Raw genomic sequence first — 21,089 nt, 5'->3', positions numbered from 1 at the left:
TCTACCTCCATCTTGCCGGGTGCTCCGACTGGCGATGAGATGCCGCATAACGGCGGCGACCACCAACAAATCAATGGACAACATAAACAAGGTGAGCTTATGTTATAGCATGCGCCACCTGCCACCACTTGCCGCCGTTCGGGTTTTTGAGGCTGCGGCCCGGCACCTGCACTTCACGCGCGCGGCCGCCGAACTCGGGATGACGCAGGCGGCTGTGAGCTATCAAATCAAATTGCTTGAGGAGCGGCTGGGCGCAAAACTGTTCGTTCGTGATGGTCGAGGGCTCGCGCTGACCGACCTCGCCAAACGGATTTCACCGCAGGTGACCGGCGCCTTTGATTTGCTGGGCGACGCATTCGGATCGATCCGCGACGAAGCCGCATCGGTTCTGACAATCAGTGCGCCGACGAGTTTTGGCACAAACTGGCTCGCCGGGCGGTTGGGGGCGTTTCAATTGAGCCAGCCGGGGCTGGCGGTGCGGCTGCGCGTCGAAGATCAGATCCTCGATTTGATGCGGGGAGAGGCAGATGTTGCCATCCGCTCAGGCACGCCTCCCTGGCCGGGGGTTCGGCATCAGTTTGTGATGCGGATGGCATTTGCGCCCTTCGCCAGCCCCAATGTGATAGCGCGCCATGCGCCGATTGAGGACGCCCGCGATTTGCTGGCGCTGCCGCGGATCGCTGACGAACAATGGTGGACGGCATGGCTTGGGGCGGTTGGGCTCGCCGATTGCGGCGACCAGCCCGCCGGCGTTTATTTCGATTCACAGGTTCTGGTCGGCAATGCGGCGATTAACGGGCAGGGCGTTGCGATGCTGACGCCCGGCTATTGGCAGGCGCAGATCGATTCGGGCCAACTGGTGCGACTGCTGCCGCACGTCAAAGCGGCCCACTGGCAAGCGGGATTTTGGCTGGTTCATCCGGAAAGCAAGCGCAACCAGCCCAAGATCCGCGCTTTTCGAGACTGGCTGATGGCCGAGGTGCGATTGGCCGCAGGTGACGACAGCGACGGCATTTTGGAACCGCCGGGTGAAGCAACTCCAACGGATGGCTCGGCTTGATATCGGCTAGCCTGAAACGAAACTGGCTAGTGGCCATGCGCGGTTGTCGGCGCTAGTGACGGCGGGACGATGACCACCGACCTGATTGACCCCGACGCCCCCGCGCCTCAGCCCGATCCCATTCCCGGCCAGACGGATGCGCCGTTCGATAGCGCGTTGAGCGAACGTTATCTCGTTTACGCGATGTCGACCATTACAGCGCGGTCGCTGCCTGATGTGCGCGACGGCCTGAAGCCGGTGCATCGGCGGCTGCTCTGGGCAATGCGGCTGCTGAAGCTCGATCCGGCGCAGGGCTACAAGAAATGCGCGCGCGTTGTCGGCGATGTCATCGGCAAGTACCATCCGCACGGCGACCAGTCGGTCTATGACGCGATGGTGCGGCTCGCGCAGGATTTCGCGCTGCGCTATCCGCTGGTCGACGGGCAGGGCAATTTCGGCAACATCGACGGTGATAACGCCGCCGCCTACCGCTACACCGAGGCTCGGCTGACCCAGGTTGCGATCGACCTGATGGACGGGCTCGATGAAAACGCGACCGACCTGAAGCCGACCTATAATGGCGAAGAGGAAGAACCCGAGCTGTTTCCGGGACTGTTCCCCAATCTGCTGGCAAACGGCGCCAGCGGAATCGCGGTCGGCATGGCGACGAGCATACCGCCGCATAACGCTGCCGAGCTGATCGAAGCGGCGCTGCTGCTGATCGATGATCCCAAGGCCGATGATGCGGCGATCATGTCCAAGGTGTCCGGACCGGACTTCCCAACCGGCGGGTTGGTGGTCGATAGCGCGGCGAGCATCGCAGAGACTTATGCCACTGGTCGCGGCTCGTTCCGCGTGCGGGCGCGCTGGCATATTGAGGATCAGGGGCGCGGCACCTGGAACGCGATCGTCACCGAGATCCCTTACGGCATCCAGAAGGGCAAGCTGATCGAGGCGCTGGCCGCGATCGTTAACGACAAGAAGCTGCCGATCTTCGTCGATGTGCGCGATGAATCGGACAGCGAGATCCGCATCGTGCTCGAACCGCGCAGCCGCACCGTTGATGCCGATCTGCTGATGGAAAGTCTGTTCCGGCTGAGTGATCTCGAAGTGCGCGTGCCGCTCAACCTCAACGTGCTCGACGCGCGCAGGACGCCGCGTGTGATGAGCCTGCGTGAGGCGCTGTCGGCGTGGCTCGATCACCAGTTCATCGTACTTCAGCGCAAGTCGCAACACCGGCTCGACAAGATCGCCGACCGGATCGAGCTGCTCGATGGCTACATCATCGCCTTCCTCAACCTCGACCGCGTGATCGAGATTATCCGCAACGAGGACGAGCCTAAGCCGGTGATGATCGCCGAGTTTGAGTTGACCGACCGCCAGGCCGAAGCGATCCTCAACATGCGGTTGCGCAGTCTGCGTCGCCTTGAAGAAATGGAGCTGCGCAAGGAGCGCGACAAGCTGGAGGAGGAACGCGCGGGCCTGGAGGCATTGCTGGGCAGTGATGCACGCCAGCGGACGCGAATGAAGAAGGATCTGGGCAAGCTGCTGATCCGCTATGGCCAGGATACGCCGCTCGGCAAACGCCGGACGACGGTTGCGGAAGCTGCACCCGCGCGCGAGATTCCCCTCGAGGCGATGATCGATCGCGAGCCAATCACCGTCATCCTATCGCAGCGCGGCTGGATCAGGGCGATGAAGGGGCATATCGATACAGCCGGCACCGAGGCGCTGAAGTTCAAGGAGGGCGACGGCCCCGCTTTCGCCTTCCACGCGCAGACCACCGACAAAATTCTGCTCGCGGCTGAGACTGGCCGTTTTTATACGCTGGCCGCTGACAAATTGCCCGGCGGGCGCGGCTTTGGTGAACCGCTTCGCCTGATGATTGATCTGGACGGTGAGGCGGGAATTGTTGACCTGTTTCCGTCGAGCCGTGCTGAACGCCATCTTGTGGCGGCGAGCGACGGGCGGGGCTTCATCGTACGGACGGCTGATCTGATCGCCGAAACGCGCAAGGGAAAAACGGTGGTAACACCGCGGACGGGTGCGCGACTGAGCCGTGTGAAACCGGTCGACCCGGCGGCTGACTATGTCGCCGTGATCGGCGATAATCGTCGGCTGCTGGTTTTTCCGATCGCCGAACTGCCGGAAATGGCGCGCGGCCAGGGGGTGCAGCTTCAGCGTTACCGCGATGGCGGCCTTGCCGATGTGACCAGCTTCGTCATGGCGCAGGGGCTTAGCTGGGCAATGGGCGGAGAGAGCGGACGGACCCGTAACGAGCCCGATATGGCGGCATGGCGTGCAGCGCGTGGCGCTGCAGGGCGGATGCCACCCAACGGCTTTCCCCGTGACAACCAGTTCTAACCGATGACGCGGCAAAGGGTCGCTTGATCGGTTCCAACACCGTTTTCCATCGCTTCAGTGGGTCTTAACCAATCAACGTTAAGCGCTGTCAGGCATGGTTTTTGGTCATCATCGATCCAAAGTGACTCCCGATCGTCCGGCAGCTGCCGTGACGGGCAGTGGAACCGTGGTCAATGTTGTGGCGCCATTGGCCCCCGACAAGGCAATTGAGTTGTTGCCAATTCCCGGCGCGGTCATCGCGGTCGTCAAGGGGCAGATCAGCGTTGTTTCCAAAAACAGCGCTTTCGATTCGCTCAATTTCAATCGAGAAGCTGATCGGTCTCCGATAGGAAGCTTGCTAGGATCTCGAATCTGCGCATTCCTCGAATCCGAACAGAATCGTGATTCATTTGAATGGCAATTTGGCGAATCTGTGGATTGCCGCCACTACCGTGTTCATCTGGCGCGTGCATCGGGGCCTGGTACATATCGTTGCTTGCTCACGCTGATCGATCAGACGTCGATCCTGCGGACAGAAATGAATCTGCGACGCGAAATGATGACGGACAGCCTGACCGGGCTACCCAATCGCGCAGGATTTAGTGAGCTACTCGAGGGGGTGATTGGCGAGCAAGCGGATGCGCAGGCGCGCTTTGCAGTGATGATCGTCAACCTCGACCGATTCAGTCGCGTCAATGCCTGTATGGGATCGATGGCGGGTGACGAACTATTGATGACGGTGGCGCGCCGCCTGAAGGGCGCACTACGGGGTCGCGACGTGCTCGCGCGTACCGGTGGCGATGAGTTCGGCATTCTGATGAGCCTAGATGAAGGGCGCAGCGACGCCGATCATGTCGCCAAACGCATTCAGGGTGCGCTGTCCACGCCATTTCGGCTGTCCGCATTCGAAATCCGCGTTTCCTGTTCGATCGGCATCGCCTTTGGCTCCGATCTGGTCGACGATGCTGAGGATTTGATCCGTCACGCCCAGTTTGCCGTCAAACGCTCAAAGGCGAGTGGATGCGTTGAGGCTTATCAGACGCAAGCATTTGATATCGTACGCGAACAGTTCGGCATGGAAACCGCGTTGCGCCGTGCGATCGACAGTAACCAACTGCGGCTGACCTATCAGCCGATCTGCGATCTTTCGACTGGGCGGGTCGTTTCTTTCGAAGCACTGGCGCGCTGGCTTGATGACGAAGGTGTCGAAATATCGCCGACCGATTTCATCCCGGTGGCGGAAGAATCGGGATTGATCGTCCCGCTCGGGCGCTGGGCGATGACGCAGGCGGCCGAAACGCTGGCTTCGTGGGATGGACGTGCCGGCGGCAATTGCGGCACCCGGTTTGCGGTGAATCTGTCTGCGATCCAGCTGCAGCGCGACAATGTGCCGCGGATGGTCGAGGGGGCACTGGCAGCATCGGGGCTCGGCGGAGAGCGATTCACGCTCGAACTGACCGAAAGCGCGCTGATCGCTGATCCTGACCGCGTCGCTCAGATCATGCATGCGCTAAAGGCGCTCGGCACCACACTGGCGATGGATGATTTCGGCACCGGATATTCCAACCTGGCCCATCTGCAAAAGCTGCCGATCGACGTGTTGAAGATGGACCGAAGCTTCGTAACCGGGATGCTCGCCGATCGCGACAAGATCTCGATTGTACGCGCCATCCTGTCGCTGGCCCAGGCGCTGGGCATGAAGACGACGGCGGAGGGCATCGAATCGAATGCGCTGGCACAGACGCTGGCGGCGCTGGGCTGCACCTATGGCCAGGGATTTCACTATTCGCGTCCGCTCGAAGCAGAGGCAGCCTATCAATTCCTGATGGAACGCAACGCCTGATCGACCGCTGCCGCGGTGATTTCTGCCAGTCGAGCGTCACCCGGAAAATCCTCGTCGACCCATTGGTCCTCAATCGCCCGCAGCGTCCGCGCTACATCCGGCCCTCTGCCAATCCCCCGATCAACGAGGGCACCGCCGGAAATCGGCAGCGATGGCACGGCCCAATCGGCGATCTCACGAAATTGCGTTGCCGCCTTGTTTGGCGGGGTATGAAGGAAGAGGCGGTCGATCGCGCCGGCCAAGCCAAGCCGATAGGCGAGCGCCCGGGGCGGCTGGACTTGCGTTGCGTCGAGTGCGGTCGCTAATCGCCTGCGCTGAGCCGTCGACAATTTTAGCCGGGCCCCGATCGCCTCGCCCGTCGCAGCATCATCGGGCAGCAGTGCGGCCAAGCGACGAAACGGGTCGGGCGAAATTCCGGCATTCGCTTCCAGCGCGGCGACCTGAGCCAATCGTTGCACATTCCTCGCTTCGGGAAGGACCGGACGCAGAATGTCGTTGGCAAGCATCAGCGCCACGATGGTTGGCGCATTCTTTGCGACAAGCAGTTTGAGCAATTCGTCGGCTATACGCTCGCGTGACAATGCCATCAGGTCATTCGCGCGGCTGGCGCAGGCGGCAAGCCCCGCTGCATCGGCCTCATCACCAAAGCGCGCCAGGAAGCGAAAGAAGCGCAGGATACGCAGATGGTCTTCGGCAATCCGGCGCAACGGATCGCCGATAAAGCGGACGATGTTGCTTGAGAGATCATCAATCCCGCCGAAATAATCGAAAACAGCGCCGGTTGCAGGATCAGCATAGAGTGCGTTGATCGTGAAGTCGCGCCGCGCTGCATCTTCGCGCCAGTCATCGGTGAAGGCGATCGTCGCGTGACGGCCATCGGTTGTCAGGTCGCGGCGCAGTGTCGTCACCTCGACCGGTCCGCCAGGCAGGATGGCAGTGATTGTGCCATGGGCAATCCCGGTCGGAATAGGCTTTATGCCTGCCTCGCCCAACCTTTCGAGCACATTCTCAGGCGAATAACGGGTGGCAATGTCGATGTCACTTACGGGCAGTCCAAGCAATGTATCGCGCACCGCACCGCCGACGAACCGTGATTCGCCCTCGGTAACGCCCAGCGCATTGCATAATTCAGCCAGACCTTCGGCGTGCTGCCAGGGCGCATCGGGCAGCTTCACAGCGGCCATTGGAGTCGCCGAGAAAGGTTGACGATCATTGCCGCGGTAGCCCCCCAGATGCGGTTGTCTTCCCAGTTAATCTCAAAATACTCGCGTTGCCGTCCCTGCCATTCGGCGCTTTTTAGCAGCTGATTGGCAGGGTTAAGGATGAACGCCAGCGGCACCTCAAACACATGCGCCACCTCTGCTTCGCTCGGCACCAGCACTAGATCGGGTGGGACGACGGCGAGGACCGGCGTAATGTCATATCCGGTGCCTGTCCGATAGCGATCGGCCGCACCGATGACCGTGACGTGGTGGCGGGGCAGGGCGATCTCCTCTTCGGCTTCGCGCAACGCGGCGTCGACGGGGCCGTCATCTTCCGGATCGATTCGTCCGCCGGGAAAGGCGACCTGCCCGGCATGCCGACGCATGGTGTGCGTTCGTTGGGTCAGGATAACGCCCGGCTCGGCGCGGTCGGTGATGGGCACCAATACGGCGGCGGCGAGAAGCGTATCACCGTCGACGCGCGTCAGATCGATATGATCGCCGCCAAGCAAAGACACATCGGGATGCATTTCAGCATCAAGCGCGCGGCGCAGGCGATCAACCAGTGTCATGCCGTCGCCTCGATCGGAAAAAATGCGCCGTTGCTCCATACCCCTGGCGGATTGTCCGGATTTTCGAGCGCTAGGGCGACGAGATCATAATAGACCGGCCGGGCGACCAGTGCCTCCAGCCCGCCGCGCACCTGAAGATAGGGGCGGGGGCCATTCTCGCCATCGGTAAAGCGCAGCGGGTGCTCGGCGTCCGCGGTGATCAGATCCCCGGTATTGAGGCGGAAGCCGAGTCTGGCCGCGTTCCCCGTTCCCTCGGCCTTCATTTCTACGGCGACGAACGGCGCGTCCTCAACCGCGATATCGAGTTTTTCTGCCGGGGTGACCAGTACATAGCTGCCATCCGGCTCACGACGCAAAATCGTTGAGAACAGCCGAACCATCGCCTCACGCCCAATCGGCGAGCCCTGATGAAACCAGGTGCCATCGCGCGCGATCCGCATATCGCTGTGGCCACAATGGCTGGGATTCCAGAGTTCGACGGGAGGGATTTTTTTTTCTTCGGCGAGCCGTGCGATATCAGCAAGCGCCAGCGTGGCAAGATCGGGCAGCGGGTCCATCGGCATGGCTGTTCGGTACGGCAGCACGCCAGCGGCGTAAAGCGATCCGGTCAGGCGATCGCCGCGATCCGGGGGCCGAGCACGCCCGCGTCGGCAACGACATCCGGGCCGCGGGCGAGTAAACGATGTTTTTCAACCGGGCCGGGTACCCGCCACAAGCCAGTGCGACCTGCCGTGAAGCCAAAAAACCGGCCATAATATTCCGGATCGCCGATCAACATCAGCGCGCGATCACGCCCCTGAGTCGACGCTGCCGCCAGCATATCGTTCATCAGCATGCGACCGATTCCGTCGCGCTGCCGGTTTGGCAGAACGGCGACCGGGCCAACCATGAGCAACGGCGCGGTGTCGCCGCGATCAAGCGTCAACCGAACAGGCCAGCATTGGATCAATCCCACCAGCTTCTCGTCATCCAGTGCCGCAAAGCTGAGCGCGGGATCGAAATCCGTTCCCGCGCGGATTTTATAGGCGGTCCGCGAGCGACGATCAGAACCGAACGCCGAATCGAGCATCGATTCGACCCGATCGATCGCGATCGTCGTCAGCGGTACCAAAGTGATTGCCACGCATTTGCCTTTGCACATGTGCCGAACAATGGACGCCCGGGGCAGCGCGCATTAGCGTTGATCGTGCTGAACACAAGCCGAACGGACTTTGACCGTGAAACTCTATGATTCGTCCTGGGCACCAAATCCGCGACGCGTGCGGATGTTCCTGGCCGAAAAGGGCATTGAGGTTGACCGAGTGCAGCTCGATTTGCGGCGGGACGAGCAGCTAAGCGACGCCTATCTGGCGATCAACCCGCGCGGCACCGTGCCCGCCTTGGTGCTTGATGATGGCGATGTGATCACCGATTCGGTGGCGATCTGCCGGTATTTTGAAGCGCTGCATCCTGAAATGCCCCTTTTTGGGACAGATGCACGGAGCATCGCCCAGATCGATTCGTGGACGAGGCGAATCGAATCAGACGGGTATGCAGCGGCCGTTTATGCCTTTCGGAATTCAAAGCCGCAGATGGAAGGGCGCGGTTTGCCTGGCAAATGGCCGCCCGTGCCGATCATCCCCGAACTCGTCACCCGCGCGACCATTTTGTGGGGGGCATTTGCCGAACAGCTCGACCACCGGCTGAGCGAATCGCGGTGGATCGCCGGTGATGCGTTTAGTTTTGCTGATATCACTGGGCTGATGACCTTGGATTTCGCTGCACGCGCGGGGTTGGCAGTCGCCGACGATCGCATTCATATCGCCCGCTGGCACTGCGCGATGATAGCTCGACCAAGCGCATCCGCCTGATCCAGGGCCTCAAACCTGCCCGGCCCGCTTCCCCTTGGGGCTCAAACTGCTATGGCGCGGGGCGAATGACGCAAGGGACTGCAGGTTGAACGATCGATTACAATTGGAAGTGCATGACTTCGAAGTATCTGTTCTGACAGGTATTTATTCGGAAGAGACGCATCTACCGCAACCATTGCTGATCTCGATGACGGTCGATCTCGATTGCCCGGCGCACTTCGCAGCCGATACGCCACTGTCAGCATCCAAAAACTATCTCGATTTGAAGCGGGCGGCGACTACGGCGCTGCCCGAAGGCGTGCATTTTACGCTTATCGAAGGCGTTGCAGATCATATTGCCCAGACGCTGTTGCGCGAGGATTCGCGCATCCAGCGCGTGGAGGTAAAGATCGTAAAGCTTGCCATTTCCGAACAGGGAGAGGCGATCGGCATGACACTGGTGCGCCACCGGCGATGAAGCCCGCGGTGGTAGAAGGGCAGGGGCCGTTGGCCGCGGCCGTCATGCATGGATTGGCCAACATTCACCCTTCAATCGAGCCTTCAGCAAACGGCGATCATGCGGCGCTGGTGCTGATTGCTGATCCGGAAATTGCATTGCTTCTCCAGCGGGTGCGTCGCGCCGATGCTGCTGCCATCGTGATTGTGGTAGACTGCCCGTTAGCCCCAACCGACCGGCACTTGTTACTCGCCGCGATCGAGCCTTTGGCCGTTGAAGGGGCGCCAAAACAGCGGGTATCAGCTGTAAAAGTGCAACCCGGCGCGCATCAGGACGATGTGGTTGCTGCGGTCGCCTATCTGCTTCAGGCTGTGTCGGTGACCGGACAAATCATCCAGATCGATTCGCGTGGCCCGTTAGCGGCTTAGCCGCGGGTGCATGGTCCGAGCGACTGCAGGACAAAGCCATAATCTCTGACCGCATTCGCTGCATCGTCTGCTGACATTTTTTCAACTGCGATGGCGGGCAATTGTACCGGAAGGGCACAGGCAAGCCGATACCAGAGCAGCGTATCGCGCGCCGGCGGTGCGGCTGATTCGTCGACGATCTCGGTTAGCGACACGGCCCAGCTCGGCTGCTGGCCGGGGCGGCGCAGAATGCTCAGCGACACTGGTCTTGTGTCTCGGGTGGTAAGGAAAATCTGGGTCTCACCTTCGCCGGGCAGCGAACCCGGGACGTGAAACGCGTTACCCACGCCAGTGACTTCGGGAGGGGCGTCCGCCGCGAGCGCGTCGGTCGCAATCCGGCGGCTGAGGGCATCGAGCGCTGGCGTCCAAAGGCGTTGCGAATCCGGTCCGGTCAACTGAATTTGGTTCGCCGAACGGGGCACTGGACGACCGAATAGCAGCACCCTGAGCTTGCGCAGGTTTGGAATTTTTCCGCGCGTATCCGGCAAAACATCAAGGATGTAGCCGATCCGCGCCGGGACGGAATCGGTGCCACGCACCAATGCCAGCACGTCCGCTTGGACGAATAGCCGGGCATAGCCGGGCGGCGCGCCAATAGCTTCTGGCCCTTTCAGCTTTTCGGCACTCCGGATGGTGGAATCGATGATCACCGGGGATCGTAAAACCAGATCAGCCACGACCGCATAGGGCGGCGCTGGCGCGGCAACCGGGGCGGGTACGGGCACTGCACGCCGCTGCGCCAGAGCCGACGGCGCGGCTGCGGCGAGCAACAGTAACGCCGCGCCGATCGCCTGACGCCGACGGGTGCGAGCACCGGTTGTGGGTTTAGCCTTGGGAACAGACGACATGCCGTTTGCGTTAGTGGATCGAGGCAGTTTTATACAGAAATAATTCTGCCACGCTGAGATTGTACGTTCATTACGTCCGACAAAGCGTTTGCGTCGGTGTGGCGGGGGCGATAGAGATATGGCCTCGGTGAAGGATATAATGGCTCACGGCAGCCCTACGACAATCCGGAGTACGGATGGCGCGGGGGGAAACCTGTCGGTCCAATAGGAGTTTCGTACCTGAATGGCCTATGCAGATCGGAATGATGGCGGCAGCAGGGTGGTGGCGATTGTTATCGTCGCCCTTATCCATGCTGTCATCGGTTACGCGTTCGTCACCGGCCTTGCGTATAAGTACGTGAAGCAGGTTTCGGAGAAGCTCAACACGTTTGACGTGGCACCACCGCCGCCGCCACCGCCAGACGAACCACCACCACCGCCACCGCCAGACACGCCGATGACGCCGCCGCCCGTGGTGACGCCGCCGCCAATGGTAAGGGTTGACACCCCGCCACAGAACACGATGCGTAGCGTGGACACACCGCCACCGACCTACAACCCGACGCCTCAGGCAGCCCCGCCTGCGCCACCTGCGCCCGCCGCGCCACGCGTGAGTCAGGCCGCTGGTGCGCGTGGTGATGAAGCCAGCTGGGTGACCACGGACGATTATCCGCCGGCGGCTCTCCGCGAGGAAAAGGAGGGTACGTCGGTGATTTCCTGGACCATCAATACCCAGGGGCGTGTCGAGAATTGCCGGACCGTTCAGTCGAGCGGATCGTCCGATCTTGACGATGCAGCCTGCCGTGCGTTGACCCGTCGTGCGCGGTACACCCCGGCCAAGGACCAGGACGGCAACCCGATCGCCACCACCAAGTCGCGTCGCGTTCGCTGGGTTATTCCGCAGTAACGATCCGTCAGGCGGGGGTCATGGGGCGCCCGCCGACATATTTTAGAGGAAGATATCTTTATGCTGACGACCATCCTTGCTGCTGCCCCGGCCGCGGCCAACGACAATCCCTATGGCCTCCAGGCAGCCCTTCAGGAGGGCGGCATCATCGCGCAGTCTACGTTCGGCATTCTGGTGCTGATGTCGGTTGTGTCGTTCTACATCCTTTTCACCAAGCTGCTCGAGCAGCAGAAAATCATGGGTCAGGCCAAGCGCGTTCGCTCGGGCTTCTGGACCAGCAATTCGCTGAAGGAAGCTTCGGCCAAGCTCGAGAAGAATTCGGCGTACAAGCAGATCGTCGACGATGGCCTAGCTGCGCAGGAGCAGCACACCAAGCTGACCGATCCGGTTGAAGCGCATGACTGGCTGCACAACTCGCTCGCGCGTTCGGAAGCCGCGATCAACTCAAAGCTGGGCGGCGGTCTCGCCTTCCTCGCAACCGTGGGTTCGGTTGCACCGTTCATTGGCCTGTTCGGGACGGTTATCGGCATCTACCGCGCGCTCATTAAAATCGGCGCGTCGGGCCAGGCCTCGATCGACGCAGTCGCCGGCCCCGTCGGTGAAGCGCTGATCATGACCGCCCTCGGCCTTGCGGTCGCCGTTCCTGCCGTGCTTGCCTACAATTGGCTGCAGCGTCGCAACAAGTCGATTGCTGAAGATCTGTCGGTCTTCTCGAACGATGTGCTCGGCTATCTCGCGTCGAATGGTGCGGTTCGCCCGGTTCGTGGCGTTGCCACTAAGGCAGCACCTGCCAAGGCCTCGTAAGCTGACGAGACGAAACGGGGCGGCCGCATTTGCCGGTCGCCCTGTTTCGGCGCTGCAATTAATGTTTTGCGGCATGATGATCAAAGATAGGATAGTTCCCAATGGCGATTAGCGCAGGCGCTGACAACGAGAAGCCGATGTCGGACATCAACACGACTCCGCTCGTGGACGTGATGTTGGTGTTGCTGATCATCTTTCTGATCGCGGTTCCCGTCGTTATTCAGAACGTGAAGCTCAAGCTTCCCGACGTGCGCTTCGATCCGACGACAACCAAGCCCGAAAACGTTTCGCTCTCGATCAAGGGTGACGGAAATGGCGGGTGCGAAATCTTCTGGAACGTGACCAAGGTGACGAGCCAGGAATTGCTCGATCGCGCGGTTGCAAAGCTGAAGCTGGAAATCGCTCGGCAGGGCGGTCCGAACGCACCCGGCGTCGAACTACCCGAGGCGCATATCCGCGGCGACGTTGACACGCCCTATCGGTGTATTGGTGGGGCCATCTTCCAGATGCAACAGGCTGGCTTTGCCAAGGTTGGCTTTATTTCAGAGCCGCCCGCTGGCAGTGGTGTGGTCCGTCAGTGATCTTCGTGTGATCACCCGTTGATCACGACGCAAATTTTCAGGAGTTTTTGACAATGGCTATGAGCGGCGGCAGCGACGACGGCGAGCCGATGATGGAAATGAACATGACGCCGTTGATCGACGTCTTGCTCGTGCTTCTTATCATGTTCATCATCACGATCCCGATCCAGACCCATGCGGTGAAGGTCGATCTTCCACAGAACGATCCGAACGCTATCCAGCAGCCCATCGAGCCCGACAAGAACAAGATTTCGATCGATCCGGCCGGAGTTGTTTCATGGAACGGCGCGCCGGTTGATGACATCACCCTGCGCCAGTATCTCGACGCGACCACACAGCTATCGCCTGAGCCTGAATTGCATTTCCAGCCCGATGCTGCGGCGCGTTATGATACGGTTGATCGTGTTTTGGCGGTCATTAAGCGCTCTGGTGTTACCAAGCTCGGCTTTATCGGCAACGAGCAGTATCGCAACGATTTCTGATCCGTTCGACGATCGGGGAGCAAGAATAAGGCGGTCCTTCGGGGCCGCCTTTTTTCTTGGCTTTTGTTCGACGATCATCGCCCAACAGGCGACGACGTTGCCAGCGATCGTTGGCCGCCGAAATCCCATTCAACGTCATAAGTAGCTCATAAAACACTATAACTGGGCCTAAAAACTTTCCTTCTTGCCAATGTTTCACTAAAATGACACGTTATTGTCACAAAAGTGAAACCTCCCATGGTGGGCGGTGGTTGAAGGAGAAGGAATATGCGCATTTTCATTCGCGCGCTGATTGTCACAGGCTTGCTGGCTGCCCCTGCGCTCGCGCACGCTGCTGGCGATGACAATAATGGCTACACCCAGATCATGCAGGGCAAACTGGCCGCCGCCGAAGCGCAGCTCGTCGCCGAGCGGCGTATGTTTCCTGGCGATGCCGACCTTACGCTAAACCTTGCCGCGATATACGCGCGGACCGGCCGTATCCAGCAAGCGCGCGCGCTATACGCGGATGTGCTCAGCCAACCCGATCAAAGCATGATGCTTTCCGGTCAGCGCACGGCGTCGTCGCACGCCATCGCCACATTGGGCCTGAAGCGCATTTCGGTAACCACGCTCAGCGCACGCTGAACGGGCCATTCGCTTTGCCAAAAGGCGGCGGACCAAGGTATCGGGCGGGACGCCGTCCGAGCTAGGTCGCTAACAACGCCCAGTTACAGCTTCGGCAATGTCACCCCGCGTTGCCCCATATATTTGCCGGATCGGTCGGCGTAGCTGACCTCGCACGGCTCATTCCCCTGCAGGAACAGGAACTGGCACGCGCCTTCATTCGCATAGATGCGCGCGGGCAGGGGCGTGGTGTTCGAGAACTCCAGCGTCACATGGCCCTCCCAGCCCGGCTCCAGCGGGGTAACGTTCACAATAATCCCGCAGCGCGCATAGGTCGATTTGCCAAGGCAGATGACGAGGATATCGCGGGGTACGCGGAAATATTCCACCGTCCGCGCCAGCGCGAAACTGTTCGGCGGGATCACGCAGACATCGGTCTTGCGGTCGACAAAACTATCCTGATCGAAATTCTTGGGGTCGACCACCGCCGAGTTGACGTTGGTGAAGATCTTGAACTCGTCGGCCACGCGCGCGTCATAGCCATAGGATGACAGGCCATAGGAAATGCAGCCGTCGCGCCGCTGATTTTCGACGAATGGCTCGATCATGCCGGTCGACAGCGCCTGTTCGCGGATCCAGCGATCGGACATAACGGACATTCGGGCGTTCTCCTGCGCGATGGGGTGCAGGCAAGCTTTCGCGGCTAAGCGCGGCGGGGGCAAGGGGGCTGTGTTATGCCGCCTGCTGCCCGGTGATCGCCGCTTCGATATCGGCCAGGCGATCCTTGCCGAAATAGAGAGCGTCACCAACCATGAAGCTCGGGATGCCGAATGCGCCATGTTCATAGGCGGCCTGGGTGTTGGCGAGGAGTGCGGCCTTGATCTCGGGTTCCTGCGCACGTGCCATCAACCGGTCGGCTGGCAATCCCGCTTCCATGAGCGTGGCCGCAATCACAGCCGGATCGTCGAGCTTGCGTGGCTCCTCCCACATGAAATGGAACATCGCCTCAGCATAGGCCGACAGGACGTCGTCAGCTGATGCTGCAACGGCCAGCCGCATTAGTTGTAGCGTGTTGACGGGAAAATGCGGGTTCATCTGGAATGCGTTTAATCCGTGCCGGGTGATGAACCGCTCCATTTCCAGGCGCTCATAGGCCAGCTTGTGGGGAATGGTGGCGAAGGCAAGCATCGGCGCCTGATTACCCGTTAGTTTGAACAATCCGCCCAGCAGCACCGGTACATAGCGAAACCGCACACCGGTGCGCTGCTCGATCCCCGGCAGAACGCGGTGGGCGAGATAGGCATTGGGGCTGCCGAAATCGAAATAGTAGATCGGGTCTGTTGCCATGCTTTTACCAAGCCTCACCAAAGGGACGCAGATCGAGTTCGTGCGTCCACGCGTCGCGCGTCTGATGATGAAGCTGCCAATAGGCCTCGGCAATCGAGGCAGGGTTCATCAGCGTATCGGCGGGCAGCGCTTCGACGGCATCTGCGCCATGCGCCGCCGCTATGCGTTCGCGCACCCATGCGGTGTCGACGCCTGAATCGATCACGAGGTGCGCGACATGAATGTTCTGCGGCCCCAATTCGCGCGCCATCGATTGCGCGGTCGCCCGCAGGCCCGCTTTGGCCGCCGCAAAGGCCGCATAGCCCTTGCCGCCGCGCATTGAGGCCGTGGCGCCGGTGAAAAAGATCGATCCGCGCCCATGCACCAACATTCGCCGTGCAGCCTCCCGACCAGTCAGGAACCCAGCAAAACAGGCCATTTCCCAGACCTTGCGAAACACGCGCTCAGTCGTGTCAAGCAGCGGGAAGTTCACATTGGCCCCAACGTTGAAGATGCAGGCGGCCAGTGGCGCGCTGGCGTCGGCGCAATCGAGAAAACCGCCGACCTCCTCCTCCGATCGTGCATCGAGCGTGTGGCCGGTAAAGCTGCCCCCGCGCGCGGTGATTTCAGCGGCCAACGCGTCAAGCTTGTCGCCCTGGCGCCGTCCGCCATGAACGATATACCCCCCCGCCGCAAAACGCCGCGCAATCGCCGCGCCGATAAAGTCTCCCGCGCCGACAATCGCCACGCTGGCGTGCCCGCCTTCGATCATGCTCGCCATTACCGGCTCCATCTTAATGTAGGACGGAGTAAGTCTTGTATTGGAACCGAGTCAATGGCAGATTCCGCCGATGCGGTGGGATGAACTGGCTTCGCAGGATTGTTCAATGGCGCGCGCGCTGGCGGTGGTGGGCGACCGCTGGACCTTGCTGATCCTGCGCGATGCCTTTTTGCAGGTGCGGCGGTTCGATGATTTCCAGGCGCGACTGGGCATTGCCCGGCGGGTGCTGGCGGAACGGCTGGCCGGACTGGTGAGCGACGGCATTCTGGAAAAATCACCCTATCAGGAGCGCCCCACACGATATGAGTATCGGCTGACCGAGAAGGGGCTGGCACTGTACCCGGTGATACTGTCGCTCGTTCATTGGGGCGACGCATTCTATGCTGGCCCCGATGGTCCGCCGGTGCTGCATCAGCACAAGGCCTGCGGGCATGATTTCCGAGCCGTGCTGGCCTGCTCCGAATGTGGTGAAACCGTTGTCGCGCGCAATGTCATTGCGCATGGGCGAGCGGCTTCCCGTGATCGGTCGCACAGCTGATCATGTGATCAGCGGAAGAAGCGGTAAAGCTCCGCGCCGAAATCGCGCAGTTCATCCCACAGCAGGAGGATCAGCCCGATCATGACGATCGATATCAGGATTGGGCGAATTCTATGCCACGTCATTGGAACTCTCCTCGCTTGATTTTGGTTGGGGAGCGGCGGCTTTTACGAACCGAAGGATCGCTGTGCCAACGAGCAGCGCAATTACAATAACCAGCCCGAAGGCGGCCATGCCAACATATGCTTGTACCGCCTCGGCCGGATTATCAGCGCCGGGGCTGGCGAGGGTCAGTGCGATACTCAGCAAGGTGCCGACGATAAACGTTCCACCCAGAAACGTCGCTGCGCCGTAGAGATTGAGGCACGCCGTCGTGATCGGCCCGGCGATCCGCACCGCAAGATATGCCGCGAGCAGTGCGAACGTATTGAGGAGAAACATGATATAGGCGCTTCGCGCTGCCACCGCGATCTGCACGCGAGCATCAGCCGCGAAGTTGTTCCAGCCACTGGCGGTGAAATCGGGCATCGCCAGCACAACCAGCCCCGACGCAATCGTCGCGCTCAACAGCGGCCGAAACCGCGAGTCGAAACTTTGGTCAATGTGCATCTCAGCCCCCGATGCCGAGGAAAATCATGCACAAAACAGAGTAACTTACAAGGTACAATGCCGGGGCGGCAATAAGTCAGAATATCCCCAGATCAGCGGGCCCGAAAGCGTCAGGCAGCAGATCGGACAGCAGATAGCGCGTCATTGCATTGCCTTCCGCCGCACCGCACCAGACGATAATGTCGCGCCCGCCCATTTGTGCGGCTTCGTTGATCACCTGGCGGCAGCGGCCACAGGGGCTGACCGGCGTAAGCCCGCGCGGCACACCTCCTGTGTCCATCGCCCCACCGATGACGCCAATCGCGACGACATCGCGCAGCTTGCCGGATGCACTGGTGCTCGCCAATGCCACCGTCTCGGCGCAGAGCGACAGGCCGTAGCTGGCATTTTCGAAATTCGATGCCGTGATCATGCTGCCATCGGTCAACAGCACGGCCGCGCCCACGCCAAAGCGTGAATATGGAGCATGCGCGTTCAGGGCTGCGCCGCGAGCAGCGGCGATCAGCTTTTCGCCGGTCGCGGTATCGGCATGATTGGTCGACTTCATGGTGCCACGACGTTCCAGTTGATCAGGGTGGGGGCGCCGTCCATGCGACGCAAATCGCTTGCTTGCCACATCCGCCAGGGGCGTGCGGCATAATCGGGCGGGAAAAAGTTCTGGCTGCTCCAGATGGGCCGTTCAATAGCCGCGGTGATCCGGTATTGCTCATCAAACCGGCGTGAAACCTTCAGCAGCACCGGCTTTCGGGTGTGCGTTTCGACCATTGTGATCAGCCGTGTGATCTCCCCAATCACCACGTCGCGCTCGGGCCGTGCCGTGCAGCCTGGTTCGAAATCGATGGCAATTGCCGGCGGCAGCGAGTCGCCGGTATAGGGGACGTTCGTGTTGAAATTATTGGCCTGATCCGCCGCCAGCCGACAAAGCGAATAGACGTGAATCGCCCCGCGCCGTAGCCCGGCGGCATAGACATCGCTCCAGTTCGATTGGAACGATGCATCACGCCCGTCTGCCCCGATCGTGGCCGTCAGATAGGCAAAGGCGGCCCCGCCACCACGGATCACCGGCCATTCGATCACGCCGTTCGCGGCGCTGACGCTGGGCCCCTGAAACGGATAGGATTTGGGCGAGGGATACCAGCTGATCGCGAACGACCAGCTGACCAGGACAGCAAGCCCCACCACGATGGCGGCGCCGCCAATCTGCCCGGCACGCCGCTGGTAGAGCCGCATGGCCACGCGTCAGCCCTTGATGTGCAGCACACAGATCAGCGTGAAGAGCCGCCGCGCCGTGTCGAAATCGATGTCGATCTTGCCCACCAGCCGCTCTTTCAGCAGCTCGGCGGCTTCGTTGTGGATGCCGCGCCGGGCCATATCGATTGTTTCGATCTGCTGCGGCGTCGCCTGGCGGATCGCCTGGTAATAGCTGTCGCAGATCGCGAAATAATCCTTGATCGGCCGCCGGAATCGCCCGAGCCCCAGCACATAGGTTTCGAGCAGCGATCCGTCTTCGCGGAAAATCGAAATGGCAAGCCGGCCTTCCTCAACGCTCAGCTCGATCTTGAATGGCCCGGCATAGCCATCGGGATATTCCCGCACCGGCGCGAAATAATTGCCCTCGATCAGATCGAAGATCGCGATTCGGCGCTCCTGCTCGATATCGGCGCTGCGCCACAATATCGTGCGCTCGTCCAATGTGACGTCAATGATCCGCGGGTCGGCCATTTAACTGCTATCGGGGTTGGCTTGCCGGGAATCAACGGGGAAGCGTCAATCGGGCGACTCCACAACCTGCTTATCCACAGCTTCGCCGATTCCCAAGCTTGAGCCGGGTGCCCCGGTCTGGGATGAGGGGCGATGGCCTCCGCATTCATCCCCAACCCGCCAAGCACGCCGCCCGCCGCTGCGCAACTGTCTCTGCCGCAGAATGTCGAGGCTGAAGCGGCGATGCTGGGCGCGATGATGATCGACAACCGGCTGGCGGACGACGTGATCGACTTGCTCGAGCCCGAGCATTTCTACGAGCCCGTCCACGGCCGGGTGTTTGCGGCGATTAAGTCACTGCGCAAGACCGACATGCTCGCCACGCCCGTCACGTTGCGCCCGATGTTCGAAGCGGATGAGGGGATGCGCGCGCTGGGCGGCCCTAGCTATATGGCGCTGCTGACGGGGAGCGGCGCGGGGCTGATCGGCGCGCGGCAATTCGCCAAGCAGATTTACGATCTCGCGATGCTCCGCACGCTCGTCTCGGTGGGGCGGACCCTGGTCGACCGGGCGCTCGACACCTCCGAAGAGGTGAACCCGCGCAAGCAGATCGAGGAGGCCGAGGAAGAGCTGTTCAAGGTCGCCGCTGATGGCGGGGCCGAAAATACCGTCAAGAGTTTCGGCGATGCGGCCAAGGCGGCGGTGAAAATGGCCGAACGCGCGCTGAACGCGGGCGGCAACCTGTCGGGCATCACCACGGGCCTCGATTCGGTGAACGCCAAGATGGGCGGTATGCACCATAGCGATCTAATGATCCTCGCCGGGCGCCCCGGCATGGGCAAGACCGCGCTCGCCACCAACATCGCCTTCAATGCGGCGCAGCGCTGGATGCGTGACATGGCAGACGGCATTCCGCCCGATCGCTCGGTCGGCACCAAGGTGGCCTTTTTCAGCCTGGAAATGTCCGCCGATCAGCTCGCGACGCGTATCCTGTCCGAACAATCGCGGATCAGTTCCGAACGGCTCCGCATGGGCAAGATCAACAATGCCGAGATGAGCCGGCTGGTGCAGGCATCGATGGAGCTGCAGCACCTGCCGCTGTTCATCGACGATACCGCCGGGCTGACGATCGGCGCGCTGCACACCCGGATGCGGCGGCTGCAGCGGCGGCATAATTATGAGATTGGCTTGGTGGTGGTCGATTACCTCCAGCTACTGCAGGGCAGCGGGCGGAGTTCGAACGACAACCGCGTCCAGGAAATCTCGGAAATCAGCCGTGGCCTGAAAACGATGGCCAAGGACTTGAACGTCTCCGTCATGGCGCTCTCGCAGCTCAGCCGCGCGGTCGAACAGCGCGAGGACAAACGGCCCCAGCTATCCGATCTTCGTGAATCGGGGTCGATCGAGCAGGACGCCGATATCGTGATGTTCGTGTACCGCGAGGATTATTACATCGCGATGCACGAGCCCGAACGCCCGGTGGCGAACAGCACGGCGGACGTGCAGGACAAGCACGCCAAATGGTCCCAAGCCTATCAGGAGAAAGCCGGGCTATCCGAACTGATCATCGCCAAACAGCGCCACGGCGCGACGGGCAAGGTGACTTTGGCATTCGAGGCCGAATTCACGCGGTTCAGCGACGCGGCGTTGCAGGGATTTAATCCTTAATCGACAGTCGGTTAGTGCTCGCAGCTGATGTGAAGTTGCGGAAGTTGCGGGTCTCGAGCGTTTTCATGCAACTTCGCCTTTCGAGTGCCGAAAGTGCGGGGGATCAACGCTGTCAAAGAGCAAACGCGTGTATAGTATTAGCTGGAGATGTAGGAAAATCGACGAGGGTTGATTGGGCCTGCGGTACAGTTTCGGGATGAGCGGCTGTGCCATAATGGCGTTCAGCTACCGAGAGACTCATAAGGCTGCCATTACGCTTTCGCCCCAATTGCGGACAAAGGGCACGTCGCTTAGGCTAGCCCATGATTGCACTAGATGACCCTCGCTGGGAGAGGCTGTCGCATGCCTACGGCAGCGCTGCTGACATCCCGGAACTCCTGCGCCAACTCGCTGGCGCGACTGGTCCAATTGACGTGCTCCCCTTTTCTCCTCCACTCATAAGTAGAGTCCGGGGTTATCATCGTGCCCTTGCGGGCGGGGTTGTACAACCCGCCTGGCAGCATCGGC

At 61.0% G+C, this 21,089-nt stretch carries 25 protein-coding genes; 13 read left to right on the top strand and 12 right to left on the bottom strand.

Features of this window, described 5'->3' with window-relative positions; genetic code table 11:
* Positions 1-109: 109 nt before the first annotated feature.
* The 3 genes from B7Y49_RS10100 to B7Y49_RS10090 all read left to right on the top strand — a co-directional run bounded on the left by B7Y49_RS10100 (position 110) and on the right by B7Y49_RS10090 (position 5,225).
* Positions 110-1,060: a LysR substrate-binding domain-containing protein gene (locus B7Y49_RS10100; protein ID WP_374127463.1), complete on the top strand. Its 951-nt coding sequence runs from the start codon at positions 110-112 to the stop codon at positions 1,058-1,060.
* Between the two features lie 69 nt (positions 1,061-1,129).
* A complete protein-coding gene (parC, locus tag B7Y49_RS10095; protein ID WP_374127462.1) occupies positions 1,130-3,403 on the top strand; it encodes a DNA topoisomerase IV subunit A in 2,274 nt (757 codons plus the stop codon).
* A gap of 94 nt (positions 3,404-3,497) precedes the next feature.
* Positions 3,498-5,225 carry a bifunctional diguanylate cyclase/phosphodiesterase gene (locus B7Y49_RS10090; RefSeq protein WP_374127461.1) on the top strand — a complete coding sequence of 576 codons (1,728 nt, stop codon included), beginning with the start codon at positions 3,498-3,500 and terminating at the stop codon, positions 5,223-5,225.
* Here the strand turns inward: B7Y49_RS10090 and B7Y49_RS10085 are convergent.
* Genes B7Y49_RS10085 through B7Y49_RS10070 form a run of 4 tightly spaced genes read right to left on the bottom strand, consistent with a single transcriptional unit; the run spans position 5,198 to position 8,116 of the window.
* A complete protein-coding gene (locus B7Y49_RS10085) occupies positions 5,198-6,409 on the bottom strand; it encodes a CCA tRNA nucleotidyltransferase (protein WP_374127460.1) in 1,212 nt (403 codons plus the stop codon). The genes B7Y49_RS10090 and B7Y49_RS10085 overlap by 28 nt on opposite strands.
* Positions 6,397-6,999 carry a CoA pyrophosphatase gene (locus tag B7Y49_RS10080; protein WP_374127459.1) on the bottom strand — a complete coding sequence of 201 codons (603 nt, stop codon included), beginning with the start codon at positions 6,997-6,999 and terminating at the stop codon, positions 6,397-6,399. Before B7Y49_RS10080 ends, B7Y49_RS10085 begins: the two co-directional genes overlap by 13 nt.
* On the bottom strand, positions 6,996-7,562 hold the full coding sequence (locus B7Y49_RS10075) for a DUF1285 domain-containing protein (RefSeq protein WP_374127458.1): 567 nt from the start codon (positions 7,560-7,562) through the stop codon (positions 6,996-6,998). Before B7Y49_RS10075 ends, B7Y49_RS10080 begins: the two co-directional genes overlap by 4 nt.
* A gap of 44 nt (positions 7,563-7,606) precedes the next feature.
* Positions 7,607-8,116 carry a GNAT family N-acetyltransferase gene (locus tag B7Y49_RS10070; RefSeq protein ID WP_374127481.1) on the bottom strand — a complete coding sequence of 170 codons (510 nt, stop codon included), beginning with the start codon at positions 8,114-8,116 and terminating at the stop codon, positions 7,607-7,609.
* 100 nt (positions 8,117-8,216) lie between these two features.
* Here B7Y49_RS10070 and B7Y49_RS10065 point away from each other — a divergent pair, with 100 nt between their 5' ends.
* The 3 genes from B7Y49_RS10065 to B7Y49_RS10055 all read left to right on the top strand — a co-directional run bounded on the left by B7Y49_RS10065 (position 8,217) and on the right by B7Y49_RS10055 (position 9,713).
* Positions 8,217-8,849, top strand: coding sequence for a glutathione S-transferase family protein (locus B7Y49_RS10065; protein WP_374127457.1), 633 nt, complete (start codon positions 8,217-8,219; stop codon positions 8,847-8,849).
* A gap of 85 nt (positions 8,850-8,934) precedes the next feature.
* Positions 8,935-9,306, top strand: a complete 372-nt coding sequence (locus B7Y49_RS10060; RefSeq protein ID WP_374127456.1) for a dihydroneopterin aldolase — start codon at positions 8,935-8,937, stop codon at positions 9,304-9,306.
* On the top strand, positions 9,303-9,713 hold the full coding sequence (locus B7Y49_RS10055) for a Rossmann fold domain-containing protein (protein ID WP_374127455.1): 411 nt from the start codon (positions 9,303-9,305) through the stop codon (positions 9,711-9,713). The genes B7Y49_RS10060 and B7Y49_RS10055 overlap by 4 nt, the downstream gene beginning before the upstream one ends.
* On the opposite strand, the gene B7Y49_RS10050 is transcribed toward B7Y49_RS10055, so the two are convergent.
* Positions 9,710-10,600 (bottom strand): hypothetical protein, encoded by an 891-nt coding sequence (locus B7Y49_RS10050; RefSeq protein WP_374127454.1) that lies wholly within the window; start codon positions 10,598-10,600, stop codon positions 9,710-9,712. The two genes, B7Y49_RS10055 and B7Y49_RS10050, sit on opposite strands and share 4 nt — an antisense overlap.
* A 223-nt stretch (positions 10,601-10,823) precedes the next feature.
* Between B7Y49_RS10050 and B7Y49_RS10045 the strand changes: the two genes are divergently transcribed.
* From B7Y49_RS10045 to B7Y49_RS10025, 5 genes are all read left to right on the top strand, one after another.
* The gene (locus B7Y49_RS10045; protein WP_374127453.1) at positions 10,824-11,486 is read left to right on the top strand and encodes an energy transducer TonB; all 663 of its coding nucleotides are present in this window, start codon (positions 10,824-10,826) and stop codon (positions 11,484-11,486) included.
* Positions 11,487-11,546: 60 nt separating this feature from the next.
* The gene (locus B7Y49_RS10040; RefSeq protein ID WP_374127452.1) at positions 11,547-12,290 is read left to right on the top strand and encodes a MotA/TolQ/ExbB proton channel family protein; all 744 of its coding nucleotides are present in this window, start codon (positions 11,547-11,549) and stop codon (positions 12,288-12,290) included.
* 101 nt (positions 12,291-12,391) lie between these two features.
* The gene (locus B7Y49_RS10035; RefSeq protein ID WP_374127451.1) at positions 12,392-12,871 is read left to right on the top strand and encodes a biopolymer transporter ExbD; all 480 of its coding nucleotides are present in this window, start codon (positions 12,392-12,394) and stop codon (positions 12,869-12,871) included.
* 53 nt (positions 12,872-12,924) lie between these two features.
* Entirely contained in the window at positions 12,925-13,353 is a 429-nt protein-coding gene (locus B7Y49_RS10030; RefSeq protein WP_374127450.1) for a biopolymer transporter ExbD, read from the top strand.
* A 267-nt stretch (positions 13,354-13,620) separates the two neighbouring features.
* Positions 13,621-13,980, top strand: a complete 360-nt coding sequence (locus B7Y49_RS10025) for a M48 family metallopeptidase (protein ID WP_374127449.1) — start codon at positions 13,621-13,623, stop codon at positions 13,978-13,980.
* An 83-nt stretch (positions 13,981-14,063) separates the two neighbouring features.
* Here the strand turns inward: B7Y49_RS10025 and dcd are convergent, their stop codons facing one another.
* The 3 genes from dcd to B7Y49_RS10010 form a co-directional block, all read right to left on the bottom strand.
* Positions 14,064-14,618, bottom strand: coding sequence for a dCTP deaminase (gene dcd, locus B7Y49_RS10020; protein WP_374127448.1), 555 nt, complete (start codon positions 14,616-14,618; stop codon positions 14,064-14,066).
* Positions 14,619-14,691: 73 nt separating this feature from the next.
* On the bottom strand, positions 14,692-15,306 hold the full coding sequence (locus tag B7Y49_RS10015) for a 2-hydroxychromene-2-carboxylate isomerase (protein WP_374127447.1): 615 nt from the start codon (positions 15,304-15,306) through the stop codon (positions 14,692-14,694).
* 4 nt (positions 15,307-15,310) lie between these two features.
* Entirely contained in the window at positions 15,311-16,066 is a 756-nt protein-coding gene (locus tag B7Y49_RS10010) for an SDR family NAD(P)-dependent oxidoreductase (protein ID WP_374127446.1), read from the bottom strand.
* Between the two features lie 70 nt (positions 16,067-16,136).
* Here B7Y49_RS10010 and B7Y49_RS10005 point away from each other — a divergent pair, with 70 nt between their 5' ends.
* Positions 16,137-16,604: a helix-turn-helix domain-containing protein gene (locus B7Y49_RS10005; protein ID WP_374127445.1), complete on the top strand. Its 468-nt coding sequence runs from the start codon at positions 16,137-16,139 to the stop codon at positions 16,602-16,604.
* Positions 16,605-16,715: 111 nt separating this feature from the next.
* On the opposite strand, the gene B7Y49_RS10000 is transcribed toward B7Y49_RS10005, so the two are convergent.
* The 4 genes from B7Y49_RS10000 to B7Y49_RS09985 form a co-directional block, all read right to left on the bottom strand.
* The gene (locus B7Y49_RS10000) at positions 16,716-17,171 is read right to left on the bottom strand and encodes a hypothetical protein (protein ID WP_374127444.1); all 456 of its coding nucleotides are present in this window, start codon (positions 17,169-17,171) and stop codon (positions 16,716-16,718) included.
* 118 nt (positions 17,172-17,289) lie between these two features.
* A complete protein-coding gene (locus tag B7Y49_RS09995; RefSeq protein ID WP_374127443.1) occupies positions 17,290-17,760 on the bottom strand; it encodes a cytidine deaminase in 471 nt (156 codons plus the stop codon).
* Positions 17,757-18,443, bottom strand: coding sequence for a glycoside hydrolase family 25 protein (locus B7Y49_RS09990; RefSeq protein ID WP_374127480.1), 687 nt, complete (start codon positions 18,441-18,443; stop codon positions 17,757-17,759). The genes B7Y49_RS09995 and B7Y49_RS09990 overlap by 4 nt, the downstream gene beginning before the upstream one ends.
* A 9-nt stretch (positions 18,444-18,452) precedes the next feature.
* On the bottom strand, positions 18,453-18,935 hold the full coding sequence (locus B7Y49_RS09985; protein ID WP_374127442.1) for a UPF0262 family protein: 483 nt from the start codon (positions 18,933-18,935) through the stop codon (positions 18,453-18,455).
* Positions 18,936-19,067: 132 nt separating this feature from the next.
* Between B7Y49_RS09985 and B7Y49_RS09980 the strand changes: the two genes are divergently transcribed.
* Positions 19,068-20,582 (top strand): replicative DNA helicase, encoded by a 1,515-nt coding sequence (locus tag B7Y49_RS09980; protein WP_374127441.1) that lies wholly within the window; start codon positions 19,068-19,070, stop codon positions 20,580-20,582.
* The last annotated feature ends 507 nt before the right edge of the window (positions 20,583-21,089 follow it).

The organism is Sphingomonas sp. 28-62-11 (assembly GCF_002278865.1).
Lineage (GTDB): Bacteria > Pseudomonadota > Alphaproteobacteria > Sphingomonadales > Sphingomonadaceae > Sphingomonas.
Note: the sequence above shows the minus strand (reverse complement) of the source record. Positions and strands in the feature narration are given on the sequence as shown.